Here is a 25,227-nt window from a genome sequence, read left to right as displayed (position 1 = left end):
GCGCACTTCGGTGCGCCGCGCCGGGCCTCTTCGTTTGGCCGGGCGCTACGACTACGGCCACCGCTACGACTACGGCTTCGGGCGGCGGCGGAAGAGCCGTTTGGCGCCCATGACCAGTGCCGTCGCGCCCGCGAGCACGAGGGCGCCCTTCGTGAAGCTGCCCTGGCCCCCGCCGTCGTCCGTGGCAGACCCTCCGGCGGAGCCCGGCGCGGCCGGGTCGCCGCCCGGTGACGGCGTCGCGGAGGACTTCGCCGGCTTCACCGGGACCGCCACGACCCGGCTCTGCGCGCCCTCCGCGCCGAACATCAATGCCGACCCGTCCGCCGTGTACGTGACCGACTCCGCCTGCCCCTGCCACGGCGCGGCCACCGACTCGCCGGACCCCTCCGGGCGGCCGTCCTTCCACGGGTAGGTCTTCGCGAAGAGGTACCCCCGCAGGGTCAGGCGCCCGCCGTCCGGGGAGAAGGCGCCGTCGGTGACCCAGGGGAGGTCGGAGATCCGCCGGAAGGTGTTCGTCCCGGACGCGGACAACTGCTCCGGGCCCTCGTACAGGCCGCCCTTGTCCTCGCTCTTGCTCGCGATGTAGATCCGGCCCGTGAGCGGATGCACCATCAGCGCCTCCGCGTTGCGCGGCCCGTCCGCGTACTTCACCGTGAACTGCTCGGCCTTGACGGTGACGTCCCCCAGCTCCTTCGGCTCCGGGAGGCGGTAGATCCACACGTGGTCCCAGGTCCCGCCCAGGTTGTCCCCGATGTCGCCGACGTACAGCTGCCCGTCCGGTCCCAGCGAGATCGCCTCGACGTCCCGCGGCTTGCCGACCCCGGTCATCGTCACCCGCGCCACCGTCTTGCCGGTCGCCGAGTCCACCGCGTACAGGTACGGGCCGTCGTCGCTGTCGTTGTGCGTCCAGTACACGCCGGGGTGGATCCGGCTGGCCGCGAGGCCGCTCGACTCCTTGATCCGCGGATCGGTGATGGTGAACCCCGAGGCGCCGGACGGCCCGGACGACCCGGCCGCCGGGGCCGCCGCGGCCGAACTCGGCAGCACGGCAAGCCCGACGGGCACAGAAACACTCAGGACCAGGGCGGCACGGACGGCACTCGACGGCAGCAGACGCATGCCCCCAGCCTGCCAGCCCGCACCGCGTGTCCGGCATCACAGGGGTACCTGTCGCGCGATCCGCGATGATGTCCGGATGCGTTTCATGTTCGTCGGCGATTCCATGACCATCGGACGCGCCGGCGACTACACCTGGCGCTACCGGATGTGGCAGCACCTCGGCGCGTCCTTCGGCGGCCCCTTCAAGATCGTCGGCCCGCGCCGCGAGCTCTACGACACCTTCGCGGACGCGCCGACCAGCCACGAGTACGCCGACCCCGGCTTCCCGCAGGACGCCCGCCGCCACCTCGCCGGCTGGGGCGAGGGCTGGCAGCACATGGCCCCCCTGATCGGCCCCGCGGCCGGCGCCGCGAAGGCCGACGTGCTGCTCGTCTCCCTCGGCCTGATAGACCTCGGCTTCTACACCGCCGCCGACGAGACGGCCGCCAACGTCCGCCGCTTCGTCGCGGCCGCGCGCGAAGCCCGCCCCGGCATCCGGATGGTGCTGCTGCCGGTGATCCCGAACGTGCGCGCCGAGTCCGACGAGCCCTTCGCGGCGGAGGTCGCGCGGTTCAACGAGCTGCTGGCGAAGGCGGTCGCCGACCTGTCGGCTCCCGCCTCGCCCGTGCTGCTGGCCGCGCGCCCGGCCTCGTACGACATCCACCGCGACACCTACGACGGCACGCACCCCAACGCCTCCGGGGAGCACCGCCTCGCCGGTGAGTTCGCGGCGGTGCTGCACCAGGCGTGGGGGATCGGCGGCCCCTACCGCCCCGCGCGGTAGGCCGTCGCCGGGGCTACCAGGCGAAGGCCTCCGGGGAGGGTCCCGGACCCGGGAAGATGTCCTCCAGGGTGGTCAACAGCTCCTCGCCCAGCTCCAGTTCCAGGGCGCGCAGGGCGCTCTCGAGCTGTTCGGCGGTACGCGGGCCGACGATCGGGCCGGTGACCCCGGGCCGGGTCAGGAGCCACGCCAGGGCCGTCTCGCCGGGCTCCAGGCCGTGCTTGTCGAGCAGGTCCTCGTACGCCTGCACCTGCGCCCGTACCGCGGTGTTGGCCAGCGCGTCCGCGGAGCGCCCGGAGGCGCGGCGGCCGCCCTCGACCTCCTTCCGGATCACACCGCCGAGCAGGCCGCCGTGCAGCGGGGACCACGGGATCACCCCGAGCCCGTACTCCTGGGCGGCCGGGATGACCTCCATCTCGGCGCGCCGCTCGGCGAGGTTGTACAGGCACTGCTCGCTGACCAGGCCGAGGGCGCCGCGGCGGGCGGCGGTCTCGTTCGCCTGGGCGATCTTGTAGCCGGGGAAGTTCGAGGAGCCCGCGTAGAGGATCTTGCCCTGCTGGATCAGCACGTCGACCGCCTGCCAGATCTCCTCGAAGGGGGTCCGGCGGTCGATGTGGTGGAACTGGTAGACGTCGATGTGGTCGGTCTGGAGCCGCTTCAGGCTCGCCTCGACGGCCCGGCGGATGTTCAGCGCCGAGAGCCGGTCGTGGTTGGGCCACGGGTCGTCCTGGCCGGACATGTTCCCGTACACCTTCGTGGCCAGCACGGTCTTGTCCCGCCGGCCGCCGCCCTGGGCGAACCAGGTGCCGATGATCTCCTCGGTGCGGCCGCGGTTCTCGCCCCACCCGTAGACATTGGCCGTGTCGAAGAAGTTCAGACCCGCGCCGAGCGCGGCGTCCATGATCGAGTGACTTGTCGGTTCGTCGGTCTGCGGACCGAAGTTCATCGTGCCGAGGACGAGTCGGCTGACCTTGAGTCCGGTGCGTCCGAGCTGCGTGTACTTCATGGACCCCAAGCCAACTGCTTCGAGTCGACTCCAGGCAAGAGCACCGCGCGGTTACTGCCCGACGGCGGCCGCCACTGCGACGACGACGAACATCAGCACGAGTACACCCGCCATGACGCGGTTTCTGGTCTTGGGATCCACCCGTCGAGCCTAACGCGGCCGGGCCGGGCGCCCGTACACAGGGGTCAGCGCCCCAGGGGCCAGGCGGCGACGACCTCGTAGCGGGGCTGCTCCCCGGGGACGCCGGAGACCGGGAGGTTGCTGCGGACCAGGCTGAGCTCGGCGACCTGCCAGGAGGTGCCCTCGAAGGGGCCGAGCCCGGCCAGGTACGGGTCGAGGTCGGTGTCCTCGCGGGACCGGGCGAGCGTGAGGTGCGGGGTGTACCGGTGGTGCTGGTCCATCGGTACGCCGGCCCGGCGGGCGGCGGCGTCGGCCCGCTCGGCCAGCATCCGCATGGCGTCGAGGCCCCCGGCGGCGCCGGCCCACAGCGCGCGGCGGCCGAAGTGGCCGGCGCCGTGCAGGCGCAGGGCGAACGGTTCGCTGCGGGTGGCTGCGCGGGCGAGGCGGGCGCGGAGGTCGGGGAGCAGGCGCTCCTCGACCTCACCCATGAAGGCGAGCGTGAAGTGCCAGCCCGCTTCCGCGGTCCACCGGAGGTGGTCGTCGCGCAGGGGCCGTACGGCCTGGGCCAGTTCCGCGACCGCGGTAGCGGGTGGCATGACGGCGGCGAACAGTCTCATGTGCCGAGCCTAGTGCGGTCGCAGCACCAGCGACGGGGGCCGGCCCCCGGACCCCGCGCCTCGAACGCCGGCGGGGCTGGATTCTGCCGGGCGGGCTGCCCAGCGCGGGCAGATCCAGCCCGGCAAAGGCGGCATCAGCCAAGATCCAGCCCCGCCGGCACATCCCGCGGCGGAAGCCGCAGGAGGGTGGGTCAGGCCGCCGTGACCAGTTCGCGGCGGGGGGACGGCACGAAGGCGACGCCGCGGCGGTCGACCCGCAGGCGGAGGTTGCCCACGCGGGCCAGCGCCACGCCGATCGCCACCGAGGCGACCAGCGAGACCACGCCACCCGCGGCCATGCCGATCCGCGCGCCGTACGTGTCCGTGATCCAGCCGACCAGCGGGGCCCCCAGCGGGGTGCCGCCGGTGAACACCATCATGAACAGCGCCATGACCCGGCCCCGCATCTCGGGGTCGGTGGCCATCTGGACGCTGGAGTTGGCGGTGACGTTCACCGTCAGGCCGAAGATGCCGAGCGGCACCAGCAGCGCCGCGAACAGCCAGAAGCCGGGTGCGAAGGCCGTCACCAGCAGCAGTCCGGAGAACAGCACCGCCGCCGCGACCAGCAGCCGCAGCCGCGAGAGGCCGCGCCGGGCCGCGAGCAGGGCGCCCACGAGGGAGCCGGCCGCGATCAGGGTGTTGAAGAGCCCGTACGTGCCCGCGTCCCCGTGGAAGACGGTGCTGACGTACGCCGACAGCCAGATGGGGAAGTTGAACCCGAAGGTGCCGATGAAGCCGACCAGCACGATCGGCCAGATCAGGTCGGGCCGCCCGGCGACGTAGCGCAGGCCCTCCCGCAGCTGTCCCTTCGCCCGGGGCTGGACCTCGACCGGGTGCAGCTCGGCCGTACGCATCATCAGCAGGCCGGCGATGGGCGCGGCGAAGGACAGTCCGTTCAGCAGGAAGGCCCAGCCGGAGCCGACGGCGGTGATCAGCACACCGGCGATCGCCGGGCCGACCAGTCGCGCGGACTGGAAGTTGGCCGAGTTCAGACTTACGGCATTGGCCACCTGGTCCTTGCCGACCATCTCGGAGACGAAGGTCTGGCGGGCCGGGTTGTCGACGACGGTCACCAGGCCGAGCGCGAACGCGGCGAGGTAGACGTGCCAGACCTGGACGTGTCCGGCGAGGGTCAGTGCGGCGAGCGCGATACCTGTGAGGCCCATGGCGCTCTGGGTGACGATCAGCAGCGGGCGCTTGGGGAGCCGGTCCGCGAGTACGCCTCCGTAGAGGCCGAACATCAGCATCGGCAGGAACTGCAGGGCGATGGTGATGCCGACGGCGGAGGCCGAGCCGGTGAGGGAGAGGACCAGCCAGTCCTGGGCGATGCGCTGCATCCAGGTGCCGGTGTTGGAAACGACCTGTCCCGTGGCGAACAGCCGGTAGTTCCGGATCTTCAGCGAGCTGAACATCGTGTTCTTGCCCGCGGTGCGCGTAGTGGTGGATGTGTGGCCGGGTGCGGAGTCTGCTCCGGTTCCCGTACTCAAAAGTGTCGCCCCCTGGCGTCGTGGTTACAGGTGCGCGAGCTTCTCCAGGACGGGTGCGGCCTCGCGCAGCTTGGCCCACTCGTCCTCGGTCAGCTCGGCCGCGAGCCCGGCCAGGAAGGCGTTGCGCTTGCGACGGCTCTCTTCGAGCATCGCCTCGGCTTCCTCGGTCTGGCTGACCACCTTTTGGCGGCGGTCGTCGGGGTGCGGCTCCAGCCGTACCAGTCCCTTGGCCTCCAGCAGCGCGACGATGCGTGTCATCGACGGCGGCTGTACGTGCTCGCGTCGCGCCAGCTCACCGGGGGTGGCCTGGCCGCAGCGGGCGAGGGTGCCGAGCACCGACATCTCGGTCGGGCTCAGCGATTCGTCGACGCGCTGGTGCTTGAGGCGCCGGCCCAGCCGCATGACGGCGGATCGGAGGTCGTTCACGGCGGCAGCGTCGTCACCATGGGAAAGGTCGTGCATGGTCTTTAGAGTAACTCATTACTCTCTCTAAGGAACACCGCTTATTTTCCGTCACTCGTACGGGTGAGTCGGCTCCGGAAAGTGACACGCGTCCATGCCCTGTGCCCCGACTCTTTCGCCATGGGGACACATGTGCTGAGCATGCGCATAGACGGGGAGCTGCTCGACAGGCTCCGGACTCATGCCGCCAAACGCGGAATGAGCGTCCAGGACTATGTGGTCCGGACGCTCATTCGCGACGACTTCGACGAACGCTTCAAGGCGGCCGTCGACGAGACAGAGAAGTTCTACGGGCTGACGTGAGGCCCGAGGGCTACGTGAGGCCGAGGGCCGGCATCGCGTAGTAGAAGGCGAACACCGCCGACACGACGTACATGGCCACCGGGACCTCGCGGCCCCGGCCGGTCGCGAGCCGCAGCACGCAGAAGCTCACGAAGCCGAAGCCGATGCCGTTGGTGATCGAGTAGGTGAAGGGCATCAGCACCATGGCCAGGAAGGCCGGAACGGCGATGGTGAAGTCGCTCCAGTCGATGTCCTTGACCGAGCCGGCCAGGATCAGGAAGCCCACCGCCACGAGGGCGGGCGTGGCCGCCTGGGACGGGACCATGGTGGCGAGCGGGGTGAGGAACAGCGCGACGGTGAAGAGGCCGCCCGTCACGACGTTCGCCAGGCCCGTACGGGCGCCTTCGCCGACACCGGCCGTGGACTCCACGAAGCAGGTGGTGGCGGAGGACGAGGTCGCGCCGCCCGCGGCGACGGCCAGGCCGTCCACGAGCAGAACCCGGTTGATGCCGGGGAAGTTGCCGTCCTTGTCGATCAGCTTCGCCTCGTCGCCGACGCCGAGGATCGTGCCCATCGCGTCGAAGAAGCAGGACAGCAGCACGGTGAAGACGAAGAGGATGCCCGTCAGCAGGCCCACCTTGCCGAAGCCGCCGAACAGGCTGACCTGGCCGACGAGCCCGAAGTCGGGCGCGGCCACCGGGTTGCCCGGCCACTCGGGGACGGTCAGGCCCCAGGCCTGGTCCGGCAGCTCGGCGATCAGCTGGACGGCCACCGCGACGACGGTCATGGCCACGATCGAGATCAGGATGGCGCCGGGCGTCTTGCGGATCAGCAGCGCAAGCGTCAGCAGCACGCCGACGATGAAGACGAGGACCGGCCAGCCGTGCAGGTGGCCGCCCGTGCCGAGCTGGAGCGGGACGGTGGTGTGAGCGGCGTCCGGGATGCGCGAGACGAAGCCGGAGTCGACCAGGCCGATCAGCATGATGAACAGGCCGATGCCGATCGCGATGCCCTTGCGCAGGCCGACCGGGACGGCGCTCATGACCCGCTCGCGCAGGCCGGTGGCGACCAGCAGCATCACCACGAAGCCGGCCAGGACCACCATGCCCATGGCGTCGGGCCAGCTCATGCGCGGGGCGAGTTGCAGCGCGACCACGGTGTTGACCCCGAGGCCGGCCGCGAGCGCGATCGGGACGTTGCCGATGACACCCATGAGGAGGGTGGTGAAGGCCGCCGTCAGGACGGTGGCCGTGACGAGCTGGCCGCCGTCGAGCTGGTGCCCGTACATGTCCTTCGCGCTGCCCAGGATGATCGGGTTCAGCACGATGATGTAGGCCATCGCGAAGAAGGTGGCGAAGCCGCCGCGCACCTCGCGGCCGAAGGTCGAGCCGCGCTCGGAGATCTTGAAGTAGCGGTCCAGTCCGGAGGAGGGTTCCTGGGGGGAAGGCTCCGGGGTGGTGGACGCGGGGGCGGGGGCCGACGTGCTCATGCGGTCCTCATTGGGTGGTTCATACGATGAAATCGGGCCTTGCCCAAACCGTTTCAGTATGAACACATGAACGATGGGGCGTCCATCTCCGCGCGTAGACCCCGTTCGAGGCCGCCTAGACTTGAACGCATGGCGAAATGGACTGCGAAGCACGAGGCTCCCGAGCCCCTTGAGGGCCCGGTCGTCGCGACCGTCACCGGGGGCACGATCCTCTGGTTCGCCCTCTTCCTCGTCCAGCTCCCCTTCTACGGGTGGTTCGCCGACCGGGACCTGCTGTGGTGGGTCTGGTGCTGCGCGGCCGGCGGCGTACTCGGCCTGATCGGCCTCTGGTACGTACGGGGCCGCGACGCCGCGCTCAAGCGCCACGCGGCCGAGCGGGCGGCGGCCGGCTCCGGCTCCGGCTCCTCGGGCTCCGGTTCCGCCTCCCCGGCTCCCTGAGGGCGGGTCGAGCCGGGTCCGGGTCCGGGTCCGGGTCCGGGTCCGCCGACGGTCTACCAAGGGACGATTTCCCTCATCCCGAAGTCGGATCTTCTTACCGCTCGGCGGGTGAAGCGTTCGAACGCCCTTTACCGTCGAAAGCATGACGCAGCGGGCTGACATCGAATCCGAGGGACCGGAGCCGGGCGGCGGCGGTGCCGGCATCGCCGCCGGGACCGCCATCGACGCAGGAGCCGAGCTGGACCCCGTACACCCGATGCGGCCGCCCGCGCCCAGATTCAAGCCCGGCGGCCTGACCACCGCCGAGGTCGCCGAACACGTCGCGCGCGGAGCCGTCAACGACGTCCCCGTGCGCTCCTCCCGCTCCACCACCGAGATCGTCCGCGCCAACGTCTTCACCCGCTTCAACGCGATCATCGGCGTCCTGTGGGTGATCATGCTGTTCGTCGCGCCGATCCAGGACAGCCTCTTCGGCTTCGTGATCATCGCGAACACCGGCATCGGCATCATCCAGGAGCTGCGCGCCAAGAAGACCCTGGACGGACTCGCCGTCATCGGCGAGGCCAAGCCGAGCGTGCGCCGCGACGGCAGGACGGCCGAGATCTCCACCTCCGAGATCGTCCTCGACGACGTCATCGAGCTCGGCCCCGGGGACAAGGTCGTCGTGGACGGGACCGTCGGCGAGGCCGAGGGCCTGGAGATCGACGAGTCCCTGCTCACCGGCGAGGCCGACCCCGTCCTGAAGAAGCCCGGCGACCCGGTGATGTCCGGCTCCTTCGTCGTCGCCGGCGGCGGGGCCTTCACCGCCACCAAGGTCGGCCGCGAGGCCTACGCGGCCCAGTTGGCCGAAGAGGCGTCCCGCTTCACGCTCGTCCACTCCGAGCTGCGCAGCGGCATCTCCACCATCCTCAAGTACGTCACCTGGATGATGATCCCGACCTCGATCGGCCTGGTCGTCAGCCAGCTGATCGTCAAGGACAACAACCTCAAGGACGCCATCGCCCGGACCGTCGGCGGCATCGTCCCGATGATCCCCGAGGGCCTCGTCCTCCTCACCTCCGTCGCCTTCGCCATCGGCGTCATCCGGCTCGGCCGCAAGCAGTGCCTGGTCCAGGAGCTGCCCGCCATCGAGGGCCTGGCCCGCGTGGACGTGGTCTGCCTCGACAAGACCGGCACCCTCACCGAGGGCGGCATGGACGTCACCGAGTGCCGTCCGCTCGGCGGCGCGGACGCCTCGTACGTCAAGAAGGTGCTCGGCGCCCTCGGCGAGTCCGACCCGCGCCCCAACGCCAGCCTCCAGGCCATCATCGACGCCTACCCGGACAGCGCGGAGTGGCGCTGCACCGAGTCGCTGCCCTTCTCCTCGGCCCGCAAGTACAGCGGCGCCAGCTTCAGCGAGGGCGACGGCGAGAACAACACCTGGCTGCTCGGCGCCCCCGACGTGCTGCTGCCCTCCGGGGACCCGGCCCTCGACGAGATCAACGCGCTCAACGAGCAGGGCCTGCGCGTCCTGCTGCTCGCCCGGGCCGCCCGCGAGCTCGACGACACCGACGTGGCCACCGGGGTACGTCCCACCGCCCTGATCGTGCTGGAGCAGCGGCTGCGGCCCGACGCCGCCGACACGCTGCGCTACTTCGACGACCAGGACGTCAAGGCCAAGGTCATCTCCGGTGACAACGCGGTCTCCGTCGGCGCCGTCGCCGGCAAGCTCGGCCTGCCGGGCGCGGAGAACACCGTCGACGCCCGCAAGCTCCCGACGGCGCAGGCCGAGATGGCCGAGGTCCTCGTCGGGAACTCCGTCTTCGGCCGGGTCAGCCCGCAGCAGAAGCGCGACATGGTCGCGGCGCTCCAGTCCAAGGGCCACACGGTCGCCATGACCGGCGACGGAGTCAACGACGTCCTCGCCCTCAAGGACGCCGACATCGGCGTCTCGATGGGCTCCGGCTCGGAGGCCACCCGCGCGGTCGCGCAGATCGTCCTCCTCAACAACAGCTTCTCCACGCTCCCCTCGGTGGTCGCCGAGGGCCGCCGCGTCATCGGCAACATCACCCGGGTCGCCACCCTCTTCCTGGTGAAGACCGTCTACTCGGTGCTGCTGGCCGTCCTGGTGGTCTGCTCCCAGGTGGAGTACCCGTTCCTGCCGCGCCACCTGACGCTGCTGTCCACGCTGACCATCGGCATCCCGGCCTTCTTCCTGGCCCTGGCCCCGAACACGGAGCGGGCCAAGCCGAACTTCGTGAAACGGGTGATGCGCTACGCGATCCCGGGCGGCGTGATCGCCGCGGTGGCCACCTTCGTCACGTACCTGCTGGCCCGCCACCACTACACCGGCCCGGACGCCCTCCAGGCCGAGACCAGCGCGGCGACGCTGACGCTGTTCCTGACCTCGATGTGGGTCCTGGCGATCATCGCCCGCCCGTACACGTGGTGGCGGGTGGGCCTGGTCGGCGCGATGGGCCTGGCGTTCCTGATCGTCCTCGTCGTGCCGTGGCTGCAGGACTTCTTCCAGCTCAAACTGGACGGCACCCAGATGCCGTGGACGGCGGTGGCCGTGGCCGCCGCGGCCGCCGCCCTGATCGAATTCGTCTTCCGCTGGGTCGGCCGCAGGTTCCCGGTGTAGGCAACGCCGCCGCTGCCCCGCGCCGCGCGGGCGGGGCAGCGGCGGTTCTCCTAGGCCTTGCCCCAGGTGCCCGTGGACCACAGGGCCCGGGTGCCGCTCTGGTCGTAGATGACCACGTTGCCGTCGTTCTGCACGTACAGGTACGCGTTGGGGCTGTTCGAGACACCGGCGTCCCAGGCGGGGTATCCGCCGCCCTGCTTGCCGGTGTAGTAGATCGTCAGGTTGCCCGTCACGGTGCTCATGGCGCCGTTGGCGCGGTAGAGCCCGGCCGTGTTCGTCGCCCAGATCGGGGCGTTGTCGGACATGCGGTACAGGACCAGGTTGCCGTCCTGCTGCATCAGCAGCCAGGTGGTCCCGGAGTGGCGCCACTGGCCGGCCTTGAGACCGAAGCCGCCGTCCCAGTAGTTCACGCTGCCGGTGGCGGAGCCCTGGAGCGTCCCGGTCTCGGAGTGCCACAGCCCCGAGTTGGCCGGGGCAGCCCGGTTCACCCGGAAGTCCCCGTGCCCGTCCACGACGGCGCAGGCCTTGCCGCCGCCCCACGTGCCGGTGGCCCAGACGGCTCGGCCGTCCGGACGGTAGACGACCAGGTTCCCGTCGTCCTGGAGGACCGCGTGCGCGCCCGCGTTGCCCCAGGTGCCGGTGGCCCACACGGCGGGGCCCTTGTGGCCGTCCACCGACAGGTGGAGCACAAGGTTGCCGTCGGTCTGCATCACCAGGACCGCGCCACGCGCCTGCAATTGCCGCCCGGACGCCAACTGCTCGCCCGCCTGCAGCGACACCGAGGAGCCGGGATCCTGGGTGTCACTGACGGAGCAGACCGGCGGTCCCGTCATCCCGTCGGCGACCGCCGTGGTCGCCGTGGCAGCCGATGCCCCGGCCGCGAGGACGACGGCGCCGGTCAGCGTCACGACGGCTCGTCTGAGCAGGCCGTGCCTTCCGCGGATGTTCATGTCCCCCCTTTCCGGAGACCGCCCTGTGCGGCCTCGGCAGGGATATTCATATCGCCGGTCCTCAGCCCGACCACCGCCGGGGTCCCGGCACCGGTCTTCCCGGAACGGGCACGGCCGGTGTTCACCCGGCCGTGTCGGGCTTCGGCTTGGCGGGCCAGTGCTGCGACCGGAAAGGTTCACCGGGGCGCGGCGCCCGGTACGGCACCTCGCCGCGTTGTCAGACCGCGCAAGTACGTCCGGTACGAGACGCGGTCCTCCGCCTTGCGATGCACCGCACCGGACACCGCGACCCGGCAAACCTTTCCGGCCACAGCACTAGTCGAACCACCTGTCCCGGGCCAGCTCGCTGGTCCGGGACGGGTCCTCCAGGAGGGCTGCCACCTCGAAGCGGCGAGGCCACTGGCCCGCCGCCCAGGCCAGGCCCGCGGCCACGCCCTCCAGGGTGGCGGCGTGCAGGGTGCCGTCCGGGGTGCGGCGCCAGTCGAGTTCGACGCCGCCCGCGATCAGCTCCTCGTGCTCGAGGTAGGCGGTGGGCGTCGCCGGGCCCAGCAGGACCCGTACGGACTCCGGTACCTCGTGCTCCTCGCCCGGCGTGCTGACCTCCGCCGGGACCGTGTCCGACAGCCGCCGCACCTGGAGCAGCTCCGCCAGGTCGGCCGCGCGCGACGGGGAGACCGGCAGCAGGGCCAGGCCCTCCGTGAGCGGCAGCAGGTCGGGGGCGTCCGCGATCACCGCGTCGGCCGCGTCGACCACCCGGACCTCGCCGTCCACCACCGCGCGCAGCTCGTCCGGCAGGGTGACCTGCTCGGGGTCCAGATCAGCCAAAGCGCCGTACAGCGCGTGCAGTTGACGCCCGCCCACCTCGCGCTCCGGGTCGGCGAGGCGGCCCAGGAGCTCGGCGGCGCCGCCGGGTTCGTCGAGCAGGGCGGCCACGGTGGTGCGTACGCCGAGCGCCCGCAGGACCTGCTCGTCCTCGAAGCCCGTGGCGTCCGCCGAGGTGTAGAGCCCCGCCAGCAGCGGGTCGCCGCCCGCCGCGCGCAGACCGGCCGGGCGGCGGCCGTCGAGCACGGGGTGGTCGCGCAGCCACCACGCGGTGTACGGGCGCACCGACTGCGTGGTGCCGTCCGGCAGCAGGACCCGTACCGGCTGGGTCAGGGCGTCGCGCAGCGGGGGCTGCGCGAGCATCGCCAGGGCCTGGGGCCAGCAGTCGTCGTCGATCAGGTCGAGGTCCCGTACGGCGACCAGCTCGGTCGCCACCGGCGGCACCGGGGTGTCGGGCAGCTGGTCGAGCACGTCCTCGCACCACACGTCCACCGCGTCCAGCAGGCCCGCGTCGTCGGGCTCCGCGAAGTCCCCGTCGCGGGGCTCCAGTTCGTCCGGGTCCAGGACCACGTCGGTGGCGCGCACGAGCTGGAAGGCGGCCAGCACCCCGACGGCGGTCAGCGGACCCTCGCCCCAGCGCGCGAGCAGCTCCTCGTCGACGTACGGGATCTCGTCCGCGCGGATCACGGAGGCCAACGGCGAGCCGGGCAGCAGGAGTTCGCCCGCGGGAGTCGGTTCGCCGTCCTCGTCGGGCAGGGCCAGCGCGCCCAGCCACGGCTCGTCACCGGGCGCGAGTTCGGCGCCCTGGACCAGACCCAGGACCACGTCGGCCAGTTCGTCGGCGTCGAGGGTGTCCGCGTCCTCGTCCCAGATCTCCCCGGCGTCGAGCGAGGCCGCCACGGCCGCCCGTACCTGCGGGGTGGTCAGGACCGCGCGGGGGGTGGCCGGGAGCGCGCCGAGCTTCTCCAACAGCGGGTGCACCGCGTCCGGGTGGGCCACCTTCAGGCCGAGCCGGGCCAGGTCCGCGGGGGTGTCCGAGTAGGGGAGCAGGACGTGGCGGGGGCCGATGGTGGTGCGCCCGTCGGCCAGTGGCACGGGCAGCCCGGACAGGCGGTCCGGATCCACGCCGGCCAGGGTGTCGTACAGCCGGTGCCACCAGTCGGGGGTGCGCTCGATGCCCGCGATCCGCTCGATGGCGTCGCCGAGCGGGAGCCGGCCGACGCCCAGGGTGCGCAGCTCGGCGCGGCGTTCGAGACCCGCCGGGAGCAGGGTCGGCAGGACCTCCGCGAGGACCCGTACGGTGTCGGCGCCCGCGCCTTCGACCACTTCGGCCTCGAAGGGGCGCAGGGCCTCCCGCTCCTCGGGGTCCTCGGCGGGGGCGGCGGGCGCGAGGAAAGCGGTCCGGGGGAGCCGCTGGAGCACGGCCGCGCGCAGGGCCCCGTCGAGCTCGCCCTTGCCGAGCGGGCCCGGTACGAGGTCCACGAGCGCGGTGCTCACCGGGTCCCAGGAGCCGAGCAGTTCGGCGTACGCGTCGGCCGCGCGCTCCACCAGGAAGTCGGTCAGCGGCCCCGGCGCGGGGTGCCGGCGCGAGGTGTCCAGCGGCAGGGTCGCGATGAGCAGCGCGGGGATGCCGAGCGGCTCGTCGGTCGGGGTCGGCGCGTGCACCACGGGGGCGGTGTCGGGGCGTTCGGGGGCGCCTTCGGCGTCGACGGGCACGGCCCAGGAGACGGTCCAGACGGGCCGCAGCCGTTCCTCGACGGGCCGGTCCGCGAGCAGCGCCCGCTCGATGGGGCCGCCGTGGCGGACGGTGCGCCAGCGGCGGGTCCGGCCGGCGGAGTCCTCGATGACGGTGTACGGGCCTTCGGCGCGGCGCAGCAGGGTCCGCACACCCCCGGCGGGGGTGTCGACGATGACCTCGTGCAGGCCGGGCAGGGTCAGGAGCAGGGCGTCGTCGATGCCGGCGAGGAGGCGTTCGGCGAGCTCCTCGGCGGCGGCGTCGCGCAGCGGGAGGACCACGACGGTGTCGTACGCGTCGGGCGCGGTGCCCTCGGCGGGCAGCGGGAGGCGCAGCAGCGGGACGTGCCCGTCGCGGCGGCGCAGCTCGTCACCGAGGCCGGGGCTGCCGACGGCGGCGCCCCGGGCCAGTTCGCGGGCCTCGGGCAGCGACCAGCGCACTCCGCCGTGGCGGCCGAGGACCGCGGGCTCGTCGGTGACGGCGAGGACGGCGGCGAAGCCGACGCCGAAGCGGCCGACGGTGTCCCCGGAACCGCCCGAGCCGTCGGCACCGGCGCTCCGGGTGGGCTCCCGCTTGGCGGAGGCCCGCAGCGTGCTCAGCGACTCCACGCCCGTCGCGTCCAGCGGGGCCCCGGTGTTGGCGACGGCGAGCACGGCGTGGCCGCCCTCGTCCGGGCTGCCGGGGTGCAGGGTGAGCCGCAGCCGGCCGGGGACCCGGGCGCGGGCCGCGGCGTCGGCGGCGTTCTGCGCCAGCTCGATGACGAGCCGGTCCCGGTAGCCGCCGAGCGCCAGATCCTCCTCGGCGTTGGCGTCCTCGCGGAAGCGGGCCGGGCCCGCGCCCCACGCGTCGAGCACCCCGCGTCGCAGCCGGGCCGTGCCGAAGGGGTCCACGCCGCTCTGGGCCGCCGTTACTCGCACGCTCACGCCGCTGCCTCCAGCTGTGCCGTCTTCAAGGATGCCGGGCCTTCGAACCTGCCCCGAACCTCCTGAAGATATCGCGTGAAATGCCTACGCCTTGCCGGTGAGGTGGGCGAACACCACGACGTTGGCATCCCAGTGGCGGTCCGGGGTGAGGTTGCCGCCGCAGGTGATCAGGCGGAGCTCGGCCTTGCCGCGGGTGTCGCCGTAGACCTTGTCGGTCGGGAAGGCGTCCTTCTTGAAGGTCTGTACGTCGTCGACGGCGAACACGGCGGTGCTGCCGTCCTCCCGGTGGACCTCGATCTTCTGGTCCTTCTTCAGCTCCTTGAGGTTGTGGAAGACGGCCCGGGGGGCCTGTGGGGTGTCCATGTGGCCGACGATGGCGGCCGCGCCCGGCTCGCCGGGGGTGGGGCCCTCCTTGTACCAGGCGGCGTCCTCGGGCTTGGCGAAGTCCGGCTCCTGCATCTCGCCCTTGGCGTCCAGGCCGACGGTGTCGAGCGGGGCGTCCACCTTGATGCCGGGGATCTCCACGCGGTCCGGGACGGAGGGTGCGAGGGAGGAGGCTGCCGCGGCGTTCGCTGCCGTGCCCGTCCCCGTCCCCGCGCCCGCGTCCTTGGCGGCGCCGCCCGAGGAGCAGCCGGAGGCGAGGGCCACGGCGAGGGCCGAGGCCCCCGCCAGGGCGGCGACGCGGCGTGCGCGGCCGCCCCGGCGGAGGGGGGTGGTGGTGCGCTCAGCCATTGCTGGTCTCGGAGTCGAGGTATCCGACCGGGGCCTGGCCGGTGTTCACGGAGCCCTTGGGCTTCTTGTGCTCGCTCGGATTCAGCGGCTTCAGCGGCTTCAGCGGCTTCACGTCCGGCGTGGTGCCGGCGCCCTCGGTGGAGAACTTCACGGTGTCGAACCGCTTGCCGCCGGCGAAGGCCTGGACGCCGTAGTAGCCGGTCTTGACGTCCTTGGCGACGATCGCGGTGCCGGTGAAGGTGCCGTTGCCGGCGTTCTTCAGCCCGACCTGGCCGCCGAAGGCGTCGGACGTGACGAAGGCGCTCTTCTCGGAGGTCTTGATGGTGACGACGACCTTGTCGCCGGGGCGGCCGAAGTCGGTGGACAGGTTCACGCCGGAGGCCTGCGGGGTGGGCTCGGGGGCCGGCTCGTCCGCCTTGACGGTCAGTTCGGCGGTGGCCTGGATCTTCCTGCCGTCGGGGCCGGTTCCGGTGAGGGAGACGCCGTAGGTGCCGTCCTCGACCTTGACGGCCTTGGCGGTGCCGCCGCGGCCGTCGGTCATCTTCACCTCGCCCAGGGCCTTGGAGGAGACGGAGAGGTTCGTCGAGCCGTCGGGGACGTCCGTCGAGAACCGGACGGAGTCGCCCGGCCGGGCCGTGGAGGCCGACAGCTTCAGGCCCGTGGCGTCCGCGCGGGGGCTCGGGCCGGAGCTGGTCTTCGGGGCCGCCGGCGGGGTGTCGGCGGCGAAGGCGGTGGCCGCGCCGCCGAAAGCCATCGACGAGACGAGGGCGATCGCCGAGATGGTGAGTGCCTTGCGCATGAGGTCTCCTCCTGAACGGGCCGGGTTTTTCCCGGCACACCAGACATGAGGGACATCCCGGGCGTTTGGTTGCGGGCCCCGGGGCGGCCGGGCGCGGCGCCGCCGAAGGTCCTCCGGCATAAAGGCGCAGGCCGCTGAGGCGGCTGGGATCCTCCGTTTACGGGCTCTTTGCCCGCATTTTGGGGACCAAGGTCCCGGGGCCCACGAGGAACGTCAAAGGCGAAGTCCCCGGACCCGGAAGGAACGCCGGAGCCCCCGGCGACGCGGGGTCGCCGGGGGCTCCAGATGGTTCGGATGGTTCAGGGATTGCCCGTCAGAGCTGTTCGATCACGTAGTCGATGCACGTGGTCAGCGCCTGCACATCCGCCGGGTCGATCGCCGGGAACATCGCGATACGGAGCTGGTTGCGGCCGAGCTTGCGGTACGGCTCGGTGTCCACGATGCCGTTGGCGCGCAGCACCTTGGCGACCGCGGCCGCGTCGATGTCGTCGGAGAAGTCGATCGTGCCGATGACGGCGGAGCGCTTGTCGGCGTCCTGGACGAAGGGGTTGGCGTACTTCGACGCCTCCGCCCAGCCGTACAGGTTGCGCGCGCTGGTCGCCGTACGGCCGGTCGTGAACTCCAGGCCGCCCTGGCTGTTCATCCACTCCAGCTGCTGGTTCAGCAGGAAGAGGGTGGAGAGCGCCGGGGTGTTGTACGTCTGGTTCTTCAGCGAGTTGTCGATCGCCGTCGGCAGCGAGAAGAACTCCGGGATGTGCCGGCTGCCGGAAGCGTGCACGCGCGCGGCGCGCTCCAGGGCCGCCGGGGAGAACGCGGCCAACCACAGGCCGCCTTCGGAGGCGAAGGACTTCTGCGGGGCGAAGTAGTAGACGTCGCTCTCGGTGATGTCCACCGGCAGACCGCCGGCGCCCGAGGTCGCGTCCACCAGAACGAGCGAACCGGCGTCGGCGCCCGCGACGCGCTTGATCGGCGCCGCGACACCCGTCGAGGTCTCGTTGTGGGTGTACGCGTAGACGTCCACGCCCGCCTCCGCCACCGGCTCCGGGTGCGTACCCGGCTCGGAGGAGATCACGGACGGCGCGTCCAGCCACGGCGCGGACTTCGCGGCCGAGGCGAACTTGGACGAGAACTCACCGAAGGTGAGGTGCTGCGACTTCCGCTCGATGAGACCGGCGGTCGCGATGTCCCAGAAGGCGGTGGAGCCGCCGTTGCCCAGGATCACCTCGTAGCCCTCGGGGAGGGAGAAGAGGTCCCGGATGCCCTGGCGCACCGAGCCGACCAGGTTCTTGACCGGGGCCTGGCGGTGCGAGGTTCCGAGCAGGGAGGTACCGGTGGCGGCCAGGGCGTCCAGCGCCTCGGTCCGCACCTTGGAGGGGCCCGCGCCGAAGCGTCCGTCGGCGGGCTTGATGTCAGCGGGAATCTGGATCTCGGCCACGAGCGGAGCGTATCGGGTCCTGGTCCGGGGCTTCGAGGCGAGTCCACCGGATGAGACGGGTGGCTTGAAGAAGCTGTAGGGGAGGTTAAGGGGGTGTGCGCAATGTAAGGCAGAACACTGCTGCACGGTCCTTACGGACGTCGTAGCCTGGAGAGATGCCCGCACTGCCCGCACCCTGCCCGTCCCCTTCTCCCGTGACGGATCCCGCCGCCTGGTCCGCCCCGTCCGCCTCGTCCGTCGTCTCTTCCGCCACCCCCGCCGCGGGCCCGCGCGGCCCGCGCCCCGCCCAGGGTGCCGGCGGCCTCGGGCCGGTCGCGCTGGTGGTCGCGGCGGGAATCTCGGTGCAGTTCGGGGCCGCCCTCGCGGTGCTGATCATGCCCAGGGCGGGCGCGGCGGGCGTGGTCACGCTGCGGCTGGCGGTGGCGGCGCTGGTGCTGCTGCTCCTGTGCCGGCCCAAGTTGCGCGGCCACACCCGCGCCGACTGGACCACCGTGGTGTGGTTCGGCGTGACGATGGCCGCCATGAACGGCCTCTTCTACCAGGCCGTCGACCGTATCCCGCTCGGCCCGGCCGTCACCCTGGAGGTCCTCGGCCCGCTGGCCCTGTCCGTCTTCGTGTCCCGCCGCCTGATGAACGTGCTGTGGGCGGCCCTGGCCCTGGCCGGCGTGGTCCTGCTCTCCAGCCACGGCGGCGGCGGCTTCGGCGGCCTCGACCCGCTGGGCGCGGGCTTCGCGCTGGGCGCGGGCGTGATGTGGGCGGCGTACATCGTCTTCAGTGCCCGCACCGGCCGACGCTTCCCGCAGGCGGACGGGCTGGCCCTGGCGATGGCGGTCGCGGCGGTCCTGTCCCTCCCGCTGGGCGTGATCGAGGCGGGCTCCGCGCTCCTCGCGCCGAGCACCCTCGCCCTGGGCGCGGGCGTGGCCGTACTGTCCTCGGTCCTGCCGTACACGCTGGAGCTGCTGGCGCTGCGCCGGCTGCCGGCCCCGACCTTCGCGATCCTGATGAGCCTGGAGCCCGCCATCGCCGCGACGGCCGGCTTCCTGGTCCTGCACCAGGCCCTGTCGGCACTGGACGCGGCGGCCATAGCCCTGGTCATCGTGGCGAGCATGGGCGCGGTCCGCGCCCAGACCCGCCGGGCGTCCTAGTGCTGTGACCGGCGGCGCACTCGGCGTCACCCCCCGCCGCCGGGGCTCGATGATCCGAGCCGCCCCGTCGGGCGCTGACCGCAAGGCCTCAGGCGTAGCGGGCCGTCATGGCCGACAGGGCGGAGCGGAGGGAGTCCCGTAGGGGCGCGGGGGCCAGGATCTCCGCGTCCGGCCCCAGGGACAGGAACTGGGACCGGGCCTGCGCCGCCGACTCGATCGGGAGGACCGCCCGGGTCCAGCCCGGGAGCTCCGGGTCCGGGGTGCCGCCGTCCGCCAGGGCCCGGGCCTGGGCGCCCGTGAGCCGTGCCGCGGCCCGCGCGGAGAGGCGTACCAGGGCCTCCTCCGGGTACAGCCGCTCGAGGAAGTCGGCCCGGGTGCGCCGCCAGTGCGCCGCCAGGTCGAAGCCCTCCGGCAGCTCCGAGACCTCCGCCGTCTCCCGGAGTTCGAGGATCTGGTCCACCCGGTACGTCCGCGGTCCCTCCGGGCCCGCGACCAGGTACCAGCGCCCCGCCTTCAGGACCAGCCCGTACGGGGCCAGGCGCCGGTCCACCTCCTGCGGCTCCTTCCACCGCCGGTAGCGGACCTCGATCACCCGCCCCCGCCACACCGCGTCGGCGACCCGCCCCAGGTGCGGGGTCTCCTCGTGTTCCGCGTACCAGCCCGGCGCGTCCAGGTGGAACCGCAGCCGCATCCGGTCCGCCTGCTCGCGCAGCTCCGCGGGCAGCGCCGCCCGCAGTTTCAGCTGGGCCGCCGACAGGGCCTGCCCGAGCCCGAGTTCGGCCGCGGGGCCCGGCATCCCGCTCAGGAACAGTGCTTCCGCCTCACCCGAGGTGAGGCCGGTCAGCCGGGTCCGGTAGCCGTCGAGGAGCTGGTAGCCGCCGCTGTGGCCGGCGTCCCCGTAGACCGGCACGCCTGCGGCCGTCAGGGCCTCCGCGTCGCGGTAGACCGTACGTACGGACACCTCCAGCTCCCGCGCGAGCTCGGCGGCGGTCATCCGGCCGCGGGTCTGGAGCAGCAGCAGGATCGAGAGCAGGCGGCTGGACTTCACTGACAGATGATGTCAGTGGAGCCGTCCTACCGTTCCCCCATCACCACGAAAGAAAACAGGGGACTCGCACATGGACGACTTCGACTTCCTCGTCGGCACCTGGGACGTCGCCAACCGCCGGCGCACCGACTTCCTCGACGCGGACAGCGAGTGGGAGGAGTTCCCGGCGGTGTCGCGCGCCACCCGGCACTTCGACGGCGGGGCTGGCTTCGACGAGATCGAGTTCCCGACGAAGGGGTTCGCGGGGCTCACCCTGCGCCTGTACGACCACGAGCGCGGGCAGTGGAGCCTGCACTGGGCGAGCTGCCGCACCGGCACCCTCTTCCCGCCAGTGACCGGCCGTTTCGACGGCAACGGAGGCAACGGCGGCAACGCCGGATCCGGCATCTTCACGGGCGAGGACACGCACGACGGCAAGGCCGTCCAGGTGCGCTTCGAGTGGACCCGCACCCGTACGGACTCCCCGCGGTGGGAGCAGTTCTTCTCCGACGACGGGGGCGCGACCTGGGTCCGTAACTGGACGATGGACTTCACCCGCACTGCCGCCTGAGCGGCCACAGGCGTGCCCGTGCCCCGCCGCCCACGGGGGAGCGGCGGGGCACGGGCACGGGTGTCGTCACCCGAGCGGCAGGTCCACGTACGACGGCGTAGCCTCGGGCGAGGTGAACGCCAGCGTCGCGCGCGGCAGGTTGGCGTCCCCGTAGAACGGATCGCGCGCGTCCACCACCAGCGCCACCCGGTGCCCGCGCGGTACGTCGTACGCCGTGGCCTGGAGTTCGAGGTCCGCGCTGATCAGGCTGTCCGGTGCCGAGTCGAGGTCGGTGTACGGGGCGTGCGTGATGATGTGGGCCGTGTCGTCGGGGCCCACGTCGAAGAGGTACGCGACGAAGGTGGAGCCCGGGTTCGCCGCCCGGTACGTCACCCGCAGCCGGGGTATGCCGCGCAGCCGGGTGACCTCCTCGCCCGGCGCCGAGGCCCACACCGCGGCCACGGTGCGGTCGATGTCGCCGGTCGGGTACGCCTTCGGGCGCCCCGCCAGCTCCGCCAGGCCGCCCGTCACCACGGCGTCGGCGACGGTCGCCGGGGTGTCCACACCGCACAGCACGCCCGCGCTCCAGCCGGCCTCCGGGTCCGGGGCGAGTTCCCCGCCGCCGGTCAGGAACAGCCGGCGGACGTCCCGGGTCACCGCGCTCCAGGCGGGGCGGGCTTCCAGGGTCTGGTTCCACATGACCTCGCTCAGCACCTGCCCCTCCTCGGCGACGGCGTTGTCGATGTCCTTGAGGTGGTGGTCGAACCACCGGTGGGCGTCCGTCCAGATCCGGTTGGGCAGCCCGAGCATGCCGCTCATCTCGGGGCCGGAGTGGTCGCCGATGGAGAGGTCGATGCGCTTGGGGCCGGTCAGCTCGTTGAACATCCGCAGGGTCTGGTTGCCGGGGAAGAGCGTCTCGTGCCAGGCCTGCGCGAAGAAGACCGGCACCTGGCGGCGGTTGAGCTCCTTGATGTGGGTGAAGGGCGAGCGCGGCTCCGCCCACCGCAGCGTGCCCTCGACGTCGCGGTTGGCGAGGACGTTCTCGAAGACGGCCTGCGTCTGAGGGCTCAGCCGCGCCTTCGCGGCCGCGGCGAGCAGCGCCTCCACGGCGGCCACGTGGCGCGTGGAGTTCTCGTAGAAGGCCTCCCCGAGATCGCCCCAGGTGCTCAGGGCCGCCACGGCGTCCACGCGGGTGTCGTGCGCGGCGACGAGCTGACTGATGCCGGAGCCGTACGAGTCCCCGAGGAAGCCGACCTTCGTCACCGGCCCGGCGGTGCGACCGACGAGGTACTCCAGCGCCCGGCTGCCGTCGGCGACGTCGAGCGGACCCGCGACGTCCACCAGGCCTTCGGAGGCGGCGAACCCCCGGGTGGTGTAGGCGAGGACGTTGTAGCCGCGCGCCGCGAAGATGCTCGCCTGGACCGCGTAGACGAGCCAGCCCAGGTTCGTCCACGGGGAGGGCATCACGATCACCGGGCGCGGCCCGCTCCCGGTGTGCCGCCACAGTGCGGCGTCGAGCAGGTCCCCGTCGGCGCCGGGCACCTTGGCGCGGCCGAAGACGGCGACGGACCGGACGTCCGCGACGTCGGCGGCGCGGGCGGGGGCGAGGCCGGTGACGTCCCCGGTCTCCAGGGCGGTGACGAAGGCGCCGAGGGTGGTCGCGTCGAGTTCGGGATAGAGGGAGAAGGAGGCCGGGCCGGAGGAGGAGGCGGAGAAGGCGGCTGGAGTCACGTCAGTTCATCCTCATCTTCGAGACGGTCGAGTGACATGGACGCTGGTACGCGGTGTCGGGCGCCGCCCGGGCCCGGAGCGGAGCGCCCAGTATCGGCGGGACATCCGGTGACGTATCGCGAGTTTCCGGCTTACGGCCTGAATCGCCCCCCTCCGCTCCTTCCACGACACCCGGGCGCCCCCGCGGACACCAGCGGAGCTTTCAATTCAGGCCGCGGCGGGGCGAGTTGTAGCCGGTGGCGCGAATTTTCTGAAGAGCAGAAAATAATGCAAGCACGCTTGATTGTTTTCCTGGCGGCTGCCAGTCTTCCCCTCACGCCGAGAGGGGAGCGCACCGTGCCCGATCCGTCCGCCGTCGCCGTCTTCGCAGATCTCCGCGAGGAGGGACGGGAACTCGATGCCCTGGTACGGGAATTGTCCGAGGCGGGCTGGGCGAAGCCCACCCCCGCGAGCGGCTGGACCGTCGCCCACCAGATCGCCCACCTGCACTGGACCGACCGGGCCGCGCTGGTCTCCCTCACCGACGCCGCCGGCTTCGCGGGCATGGTCGAGGAGGCCCTGGCGGCCCCCGACTCCTTCGTAGACGAGGGGGCCGAGGAGGGCGCCGCAATGCCGCCCGCCGAGCTGCTCGCCCGCTGGCGGGCCGGCCGTGGCGCCCTCGACGAGGCGCTCGCCGCAGCCTCGCCCGACACCCGCTTCCCCTGGTACGGGCCGCCGATGAAGGCCGCCTCGATGGCGTCGGCCCGCCTCATGGAGACCTGGGCGCACGGCCAGGACGTCGCCGACGCGCTGGGCGTGCGCCGCACCCCGACGGCGCGGCTGCGGCACGTGGCCCGCATCGGCGTACGGGCCCGGGACTACGCCTACGCGGTACGCGCACTGCCCGCGCCCGCCGAGCAGTTCCGGGTGGAGCTGACCGCCCCCGACGGCGCGGGGGTGTGGGCGTACGGCCCCGAGGACGCCCCGCAGCGCGTCACGGGCCCGGCGCTGGACTTCTGCCTGCTCGTGACCCAGCGGGCGCACCGCGCCGACCTGGTCCTGACGGCCACCGGAGCCGACGCCGACCGCTGGCTGGACATCGCCCAGGCCTTCGCGGGTCCGGCCGGCCCGGGCCGCGCGCCGGGGGCCTCGCGGTGACGCGGGACCCGCGCCGGCCCCTGCGCATCGGCAACGCGTCGGGGTTCTACGGCGACCGCTTCAGCGCACTGCGCGAGATGCTGACCGGTGGCCCGCTGGACGTGGTGACCGGGGACTACCTGGCCGAGCTGACCATGCTGATCCTGGGCCGCGACCGGCTCAAGAACCCGGAACTGGGCTACGCCAAGACCTTCCTACGGCAGTTGGAGGAAGGCCTGGGCCTCGCGCACGAGCGGGGCGTACGGATCGTCGCGAACGCGGGCGGCCTCCACCCGGCCGGACTCGCCGCGGCCGTACGCGAACTCGCGGCGAAGCTGGGCATCCCCGTCTCGGTCGCGCACGTCGAGGGCGACGACCTCATGCCGTACGCGGAGGGCGCGCTCACCGCGAACGCCTACCTCGGCGGCGCCGGGATCACGGCCTGCCTGCGCGCGGGCGCCGACGTGGTGGTGACCGGCAGGGTCACGGACGCGGCGCTGGTCAGCGGCCCGGCGGCCTGGTGGTTCGACTGGGCTCCCGACGACCACGACCGGCTGGCGGGCGCGGTGGTGGCGGGCCACGTACTGGAATGCGGCACCCAGGCCACGGGCGGCAACTACGCCTTCTTCACCCGCCACGACGTGTCCCGGCCGGGCTTCCCGCTGGCCGAGATCTCCGAGGACGGCTCGGCGGTGATCACCAAACACCCGGGCACGGGCGGGACGGTCACGACGGGAACGGTCACGGCCCAACTGCTGTACGAGACCCAGGGCGTCCGCTACCTCGGCCCGGACGTGACGGCCCGCCTGGACACGGTCCGCCTGACCCAGGCGGGCCGGGACCGGGTCGCCGTCACGGGAGTCCAGGGCGAACCCCCGCCGTCCTGCCTCAAGGTGGGCGTCACCCGCATCGGCGGCTGGCGCAACGAGGTGGTCTTCGTCCTGACCGGCCTGGACATCGAGGCCAAGGCCGCACTGGTGCGGGGGCAGCTGTCGGAGCTGCTGGAGGGCGTGGCGTCGGCCGACTGGACCCTGTCCCGCACGGACCACGAGGACGCGGCGACCGAGGAGACCGCGAGCGCGCTGCTGCGCCTGGTGGTCCGCGACCCGTCCCCGGACCGCGTGGGCCGCGCCCTGACCTCGGCGGCCGTGGAACTGGCCCTGGGCAGCTACCCGGGCTTCCACGTCACCTCCCCGCCCGGCCCGGCCCAGCCGTACGGGGTCTTCAGCGCGGGCTTCGTCCCGGCGTCCTCGGTCGCCCACGTGGCGGTCCTGCCCGACGCAACCCGCGTATCGACGGCCCCGCCCCCGCGGCCCGGCACCGCCCCACCCCCGCCGAGGGAGCTCCGCGCAGACTCGTCCCCGCCGACGGAGCTCAGCGCACGCCCAGCCCCGTCGGCGGAGCTCCGCGCACACTCGTCCCCGCCGACGGAGCTCCGCGGACATCAGGCCCCGTCGGCGGAGCTCAGCGCACACTCGGTCCCGCCGAGGGAGCTCCGCGCACATCAAGCCCCGCCGGCGTTTGAGGCGCGGGGGTCCGGGGGCGGAGCCCCCGAAGGGGTCCGGGGCGAAGCCCCGGTGCCCACCCGCCGCGCCCCGCTGGGGGCGGTGGCCGGGGCCCGCAGCGGAGACAAGGGCGGTGACGCCAACGTCGGCCTCTGGGTCGAGACGGACGCCGCCTGGCGCTGGCTGCAAGCCACCCTCACCACCGACACCTTCCGCACCCTGCTCCCCGAGACCTCCGGTCTCCCCGTCACCCGCCACCCCCTCCCGCACCTGCGCGCCCTGAACTTCACAGTCGAAGGCATCCTCGGCGACGGCGTG

21 protein-coding genes are annotated in these 25,227 nt (G+C 72.6%); 8 read left to right on the top strand and 13 right to left on the bottom strand.

All coding sequences use genetic code 11. From position 1 onward, the window contains the following. Positions 1-69: 69 nt before the first annotated feature. The gene (locus ACFWBF_RS32960) at positions 70-1,119 is read right to left on the bottom strand and encodes a WD40 repeat domain-containing protein (protein ID WP_385608315.1); all 1,050 of its coding nucleotides are present in this window, start codon (positions 1,117-1,119) and stop codon (positions 70-72) included. A 76-nt stretch (positions 1,120-1,195) separates the two neighbouring features. Here ACFWBF_RS32960 and ACFWBF_RS32955 point away from each other — a divergent pair, with 76 nt between their 5' ends. Beyond that, positions 1,196-1,882: a GDSL-type esterase/lipase family protein gene (locus ACFWBF_RS32955; RefSeq protein ID WP_385608314.1), complete on the top strand. Its 687-nt coding sequence runs from the start codon at positions 1,196-1,198 to the stop codon at positions 1,880-1,882. 13 nt (positions 1,883-1,895) lie between these two features. Here the strand turns inward: ACFWBF_RS32955 and ACFWBF_RS32950 are convergent, their stop codons facing one another. The 4 genes from ACFWBF_RS32950 to ACFWBF_RS32935 all read right to left on the bottom strand — a co-directional run bounded on the left by ACFWBF_RS32950 (position 1,896) and on the right by ACFWBF_RS32935 (position 5,610). Next, on the bottom strand, positions 1,896-2,885 hold the full coding sequence (locus ACFWBF_RS32950; protein ID WP_385608313.1) for an aldo/keto reductase: 990 nt from the start codon (positions 2,883-2,885) through the stop codon (positions 1,896-1,898). 185 nt (positions 2,886-3,070) lie between these two features. Beyond that, positions 3,071-3,622 carry an RNA 2',3'-cyclic phosphodiesterase gene (gene thpR, locus ACFWBF_RS32945; protein WP_385608312.1) on the bottom strand — a complete coding sequence of 184 codons (552 nt, stop codon included), beginning with the start codon at positions 3,620-3,622 and terminating at the stop codon, positions 3,071-3,073. 191 nt (positions 3,623-3,813) lie between these two features. Further along, complete coding sequence (locus ACFWBF_RS32940) at positions 3,814-5,148, bottom strand: MFS transporter (RefSeq protein WP_385608311.1); 1,335 nt, start codon at positions 5,146-5,148, stop codon at positions 3,814-3,816. Between the two features lie 24 nt (positions 5,149-5,172). Continuing rightward, the gene (locus ACFWBF_RS32935; protein ID WP_266574971.1) at positions 5,173-5,610 is read right to left on the bottom strand and encodes a MarR family winged helix-turn-helix transcriptional regulator; all 438 of its coding nucleotides are present in this window, start codon (positions 5,608-5,610) and stop codon (positions 5,173-5,175) included. Positions 5,611-5,730: 120 nt separating this feature from the next. On the opposite strand from ACFWBF_RS32935, the gene ACFWBF_RS32930 reads away from it, so the two are divergent. Beyond that, a complete protein-coding gene (locus tag ACFWBF_RS32930) occupies positions 5,731-5,913 on the top strand; it encodes a hypothetical protein (protein ID WP_030156886.1) in 183 nt (60 codons plus the stop codon). A 10-nt stretch (positions 5,914-5,923) separates the two neighbouring features. Here the strand turns inward: ACFWBF_RS32930 and ACFWBF_RS32925 are convergent, their stop codons facing one another. Next, positions 5,924-7,381, bottom strand: coding sequence for an NCS2 family permease (locus tag ACFWBF_RS32925; RefSeq protein WP_385608310.1), 1,458 nt, complete (start codon positions 7,379-7,381; stop codon positions 5,924-5,926). Positions 7,382-7,510: 129 nt separating this feature from the next. Here ACFWBF_RS32925 and ACFWBF_RS32920 point away from each other — a divergent pair, with 129 nt between their 5' ends. Continuing rightward, entirely contained in the window at positions 7,511-7,819 is a 309-nt protein-coding gene (locus tag ACFWBF_RS32920) for a DUF2530 domain-containing protein (protein WP_385608309.1), read from the top strand. 142 nt (positions 7,820-7,961) lie between these two features. Next, on the top strand, positions 7,962-10,439 hold the full coding sequence (locus ACFWBF_RS32915) for an HAD-IC family P-type ATPase (RefSeq protein WP_385608308.1): 2,478 nt from the start codon (positions 7,962-7,964) through the stop codon (positions 10,437-10,439). Positions 10,440-10,489: 50 nt separating this feature from the next. Here the strand turns inward: ACFWBF_RS32915 and ACFWBF_RS32910 are convergent, their stop codons facing one another. The 5 genes from ACFWBF_RS32910 to serC form a co-directional block, all read right to left on the bottom strand. Then, positions 10,490-11,389: a hypothetical protein gene (locus tag ACFWBF_RS32910; RefSeq protein WP_385608307.1), complete on the bottom strand. Its 900-nt coding sequence runs from the start codon at positions 11,387-11,389 to the stop codon at positions 10,490-10,492. A 315-nt stretch (positions 11,390-11,704) separates the two neighbouring features. After that, positions 11,705-14,863 (bottom strand): sacsin N-terminal ATP-binding-like domain-containing protein, encoded by a 3,159-nt coding sequence (locus ACFWBF_RS32905; RefSeq protein WP_385608316.1) that lies wholly within the window; start codon positions 14,861-14,863, stop codon positions 11,705-11,707. A gap of 90 nt (positions 14,864-14,953) precedes the next feature. Then, on the bottom strand, positions 14,954-15,601 hold the full coding sequence (locus ACFWBF_RS32900) for a class F sortase (protein WP_385608306.1): 648 nt from the start codon (positions 15,599-15,601) through the stop codon (positions 14,954-14,956). Further along, a complete protein-coding gene (locus tag ACFWBF_RS32895; RefSeq protein ID WP_385608305.1) occupies positions 15,594-16,400 on the bottom strand; it encodes a hypothetical protein in 807 nt (268 codons plus the stop codon). The genes ACFWBF_RS32900 and ACFWBF_RS32895 overlap by 8 nt, the downstream gene beginning before the upstream one ends. Positions 16,401-16,713: 313 nt before the next feature. Continuing rightward, the gene (gene serC / locus ACFWBF_RS32890; RefSeq protein WP_385608304.1) at positions 16,714-17,835 is read right to left on the bottom strand and encodes a phosphoserine transaminase; all 1,122 of its coding nucleotides are present in this window, start codon (positions 17,833-17,835) and stop codon (positions 16,714-16,716) included. A 155-nt stretch (positions 17,836-17,990) separates the two neighbouring features. Here serC and ACFWBF_RS32885 point away from each other — a divergent pair, with 155 nt between their 5' ends. Continuing rightward, positions 17,991-18,980: a DMT family transporter gene (locus ACFWBF_RS32885; protein ID WP_385608303.1), complete on the top strand. Its 990-nt coding sequence runs from the start codon at positions 17,991-17,993 to the stop codon at positions 18,978-18,980. A gap of 88 nt (positions 18,981-19,068) precedes the next feature. On the opposite strand, the gene ACFWBF_RS32880 is transcribed toward ACFWBF_RS32885, so the two are convergent. Then, positions 19,069-20,028: a helix-turn-helix transcriptional regulator gene (locus ACFWBF_RS32880; protein ID WP_385608302.1), complete on the bottom strand. Its 960-nt coding sequence runs from the start codon at positions 20,026-20,028 to the stop codon at positions 19,069-19,071. Positions 20,029-20,098: 70 nt separating this feature from the next. Here ACFWBF_RS32880 and ACFWBF_RS32875 point away from each other — a divergent pair, with 70 nt between their 5' ends. Continuing rightward, positions 20,099-20,578: a hypothetical protein gene (locus ACFWBF_RS32875; protein WP_385608301.1), complete on the top strand. Its 480-nt coding sequence runs from the start codon at positions 20,099-20,101 to the stop codon at positions 20,576-20,578. Positions 20,579-20,644: 66 nt separating this feature from the next. Here the strand turns inward: ACFWBF_RS32875 and ACFWBF_RS32870 are convergent, their stop codons facing one another. Further along, complete coding sequence (locus tag ACFWBF_RS32870; protein ID WP_385608300.1) at positions 20,645-22,288, bottom strand: alpha/beta fold hydrolase; 1,644 nt, start codon at positions 22,286-22,288, stop codon at positions 20,645-20,647. 336 nt (positions 22,289-22,624) lie between these two features. Here ACFWBF_RS32870 and ACFWBF_RS32865 point away from each other — a divergent pair, with 336 nt between their 5' ends. Together ACFWBF_RS32865 and ACFWBF_RS32860 are read left to right on the top strand one after the other, a co-directional pair. Beyond that, positions 22,625-23,425, top strand: coding sequence for a TIGR03084 family metal-binding protein (locus tag ACFWBF_RS32865; RefSeq protein ID WP_385608299.1), 801 nt, complete (start codon positions 22,625-22,627; stop codon positions 23,423-23,425). Beyond that, positions 23,422-25,227, top strand: a 1,806-nt coding sequence (locus ACFWBF_RS32860; RefSeq protein WP_385608298.1) for an acyclic terpene utilization AtuA family protein, incomplete at its 3' end; no start/stop codon positions are given. The genes ACFWBF_RS32865 and ACFWBF_RS32860, both read left to right, overlap by 4 nt.

This window comes from Streptomyces sp. NPDC060028 (assembly GCF_042736725.1).
GTDB lineage: Bacteria > Actinomycetota > Actinomycetes > Streptomycetales > Streptomycetaceae > Streptomyces.
This window is presented reverse-complemented; position numbering and strand designations above follow the sequence as displayed.

Bases quoted from the DNA above. Each gene is read 5' to 3' on its own strand.
- ACFWBF_RS32875 (WP_385608301.1), top strand. From the start codon at position 20,099: ATGGACGACTTCGACTTCCTCGTCGGCACCTGGGACGTCGCCAACCGC.
- ACFWBF_RS32950 (WP_385608313.1), bottom strand. From the start codon at position 2,885: ATGAAGTACACGCAGCTCGGACGCACCGGACTCAAGGTCAGCCGACTC.
- ACFWBF_RS32900 (WP_385608306.1), bottom strand. From the start codon at position 15,601: ATGGCTGAGCGCACCACCACCCCCCTCCGCCGGGGCGGCCGCGCACGC.
- ACFWBF_RS32925 (WP_385608310.1), bottom strand. From the start codon at position 7,381: ATGAGCACGTCGGCCCCCGCCCCCGCGTCCACCACCCCGGAGCCTTCC.
- ACFWBF_RS32955 (WP_385608314.1), top strand. From the start codon at position 1,196: ATGCGTTTCATGTTCGTCGGCGATTCCATGACCATCGGACGCGCCGGC.
- ACFWBF_RS32920 (WP_385608309.1), top strand. From the start codon at position 7,511: ATGGCGAAATGGACTGCGAAGCACGAGGCTCCCGAGCCCCTTGAGGGC.
- ACFWBF_RS32885 (WP_385608303.1), top strand. From the start codon at position 17,991: ATGCCCGCACTGCCCGCACCCTGCCCGTCCCCTTCTCCCGTGACGGAT.
- ACFWBF_RS32910 (WP_385608307.1), bottom strand. From the start codon at position 11,389: ATGAACATCCGCGGAAGGCACGGCCTGCTCAGACGAGCCGTCGTGACG.
- ACFWBF_RS32915 (WP_385608308.1), top strand. From the start codon at position 7,962: ATGACGCAGCGGGCTGACATCGAATCCGAGGGACCGGAGCCGGGCGGC.
- ACFWBF_RS32930 (WP_030156886.1), top strand. From the start codon at position 5,731: ATGGGGACACATGTGCTGAGCATGCGCATAGACGGGGAGCTGCTCGAC.
- thpR (WP_385608312.1), bottom strand. From the start codon at position 3,622: ATGAGACTGTTCGCCGCCGTCATGCCACCCGCTACCGCGGTCGCGGAA.
- ACFWBF_RS32935 (WP_266574971.1), bottom strand. From the start codon at position 5,610: ATGCACGACCTTTCCCATGGTGACGACGCTGCCGCCGTGAACGACCTC.
- ACFWBF_RS32960 (WP_385608315.1), bottom strand. From the start codon at position 1,119: ATGCGTCTGCTGCCGTCGAGTGCCGTCCGTGCCGCCCTGGTCCTGAGT.
- ACFWBF_RS32895 (WP_385608305.1), bottom strand. From the start codon at position 16,400: ATGCGCAAGGCACTCACCATCTCGGCGATCGCCCTCGTCTCGTCGATG.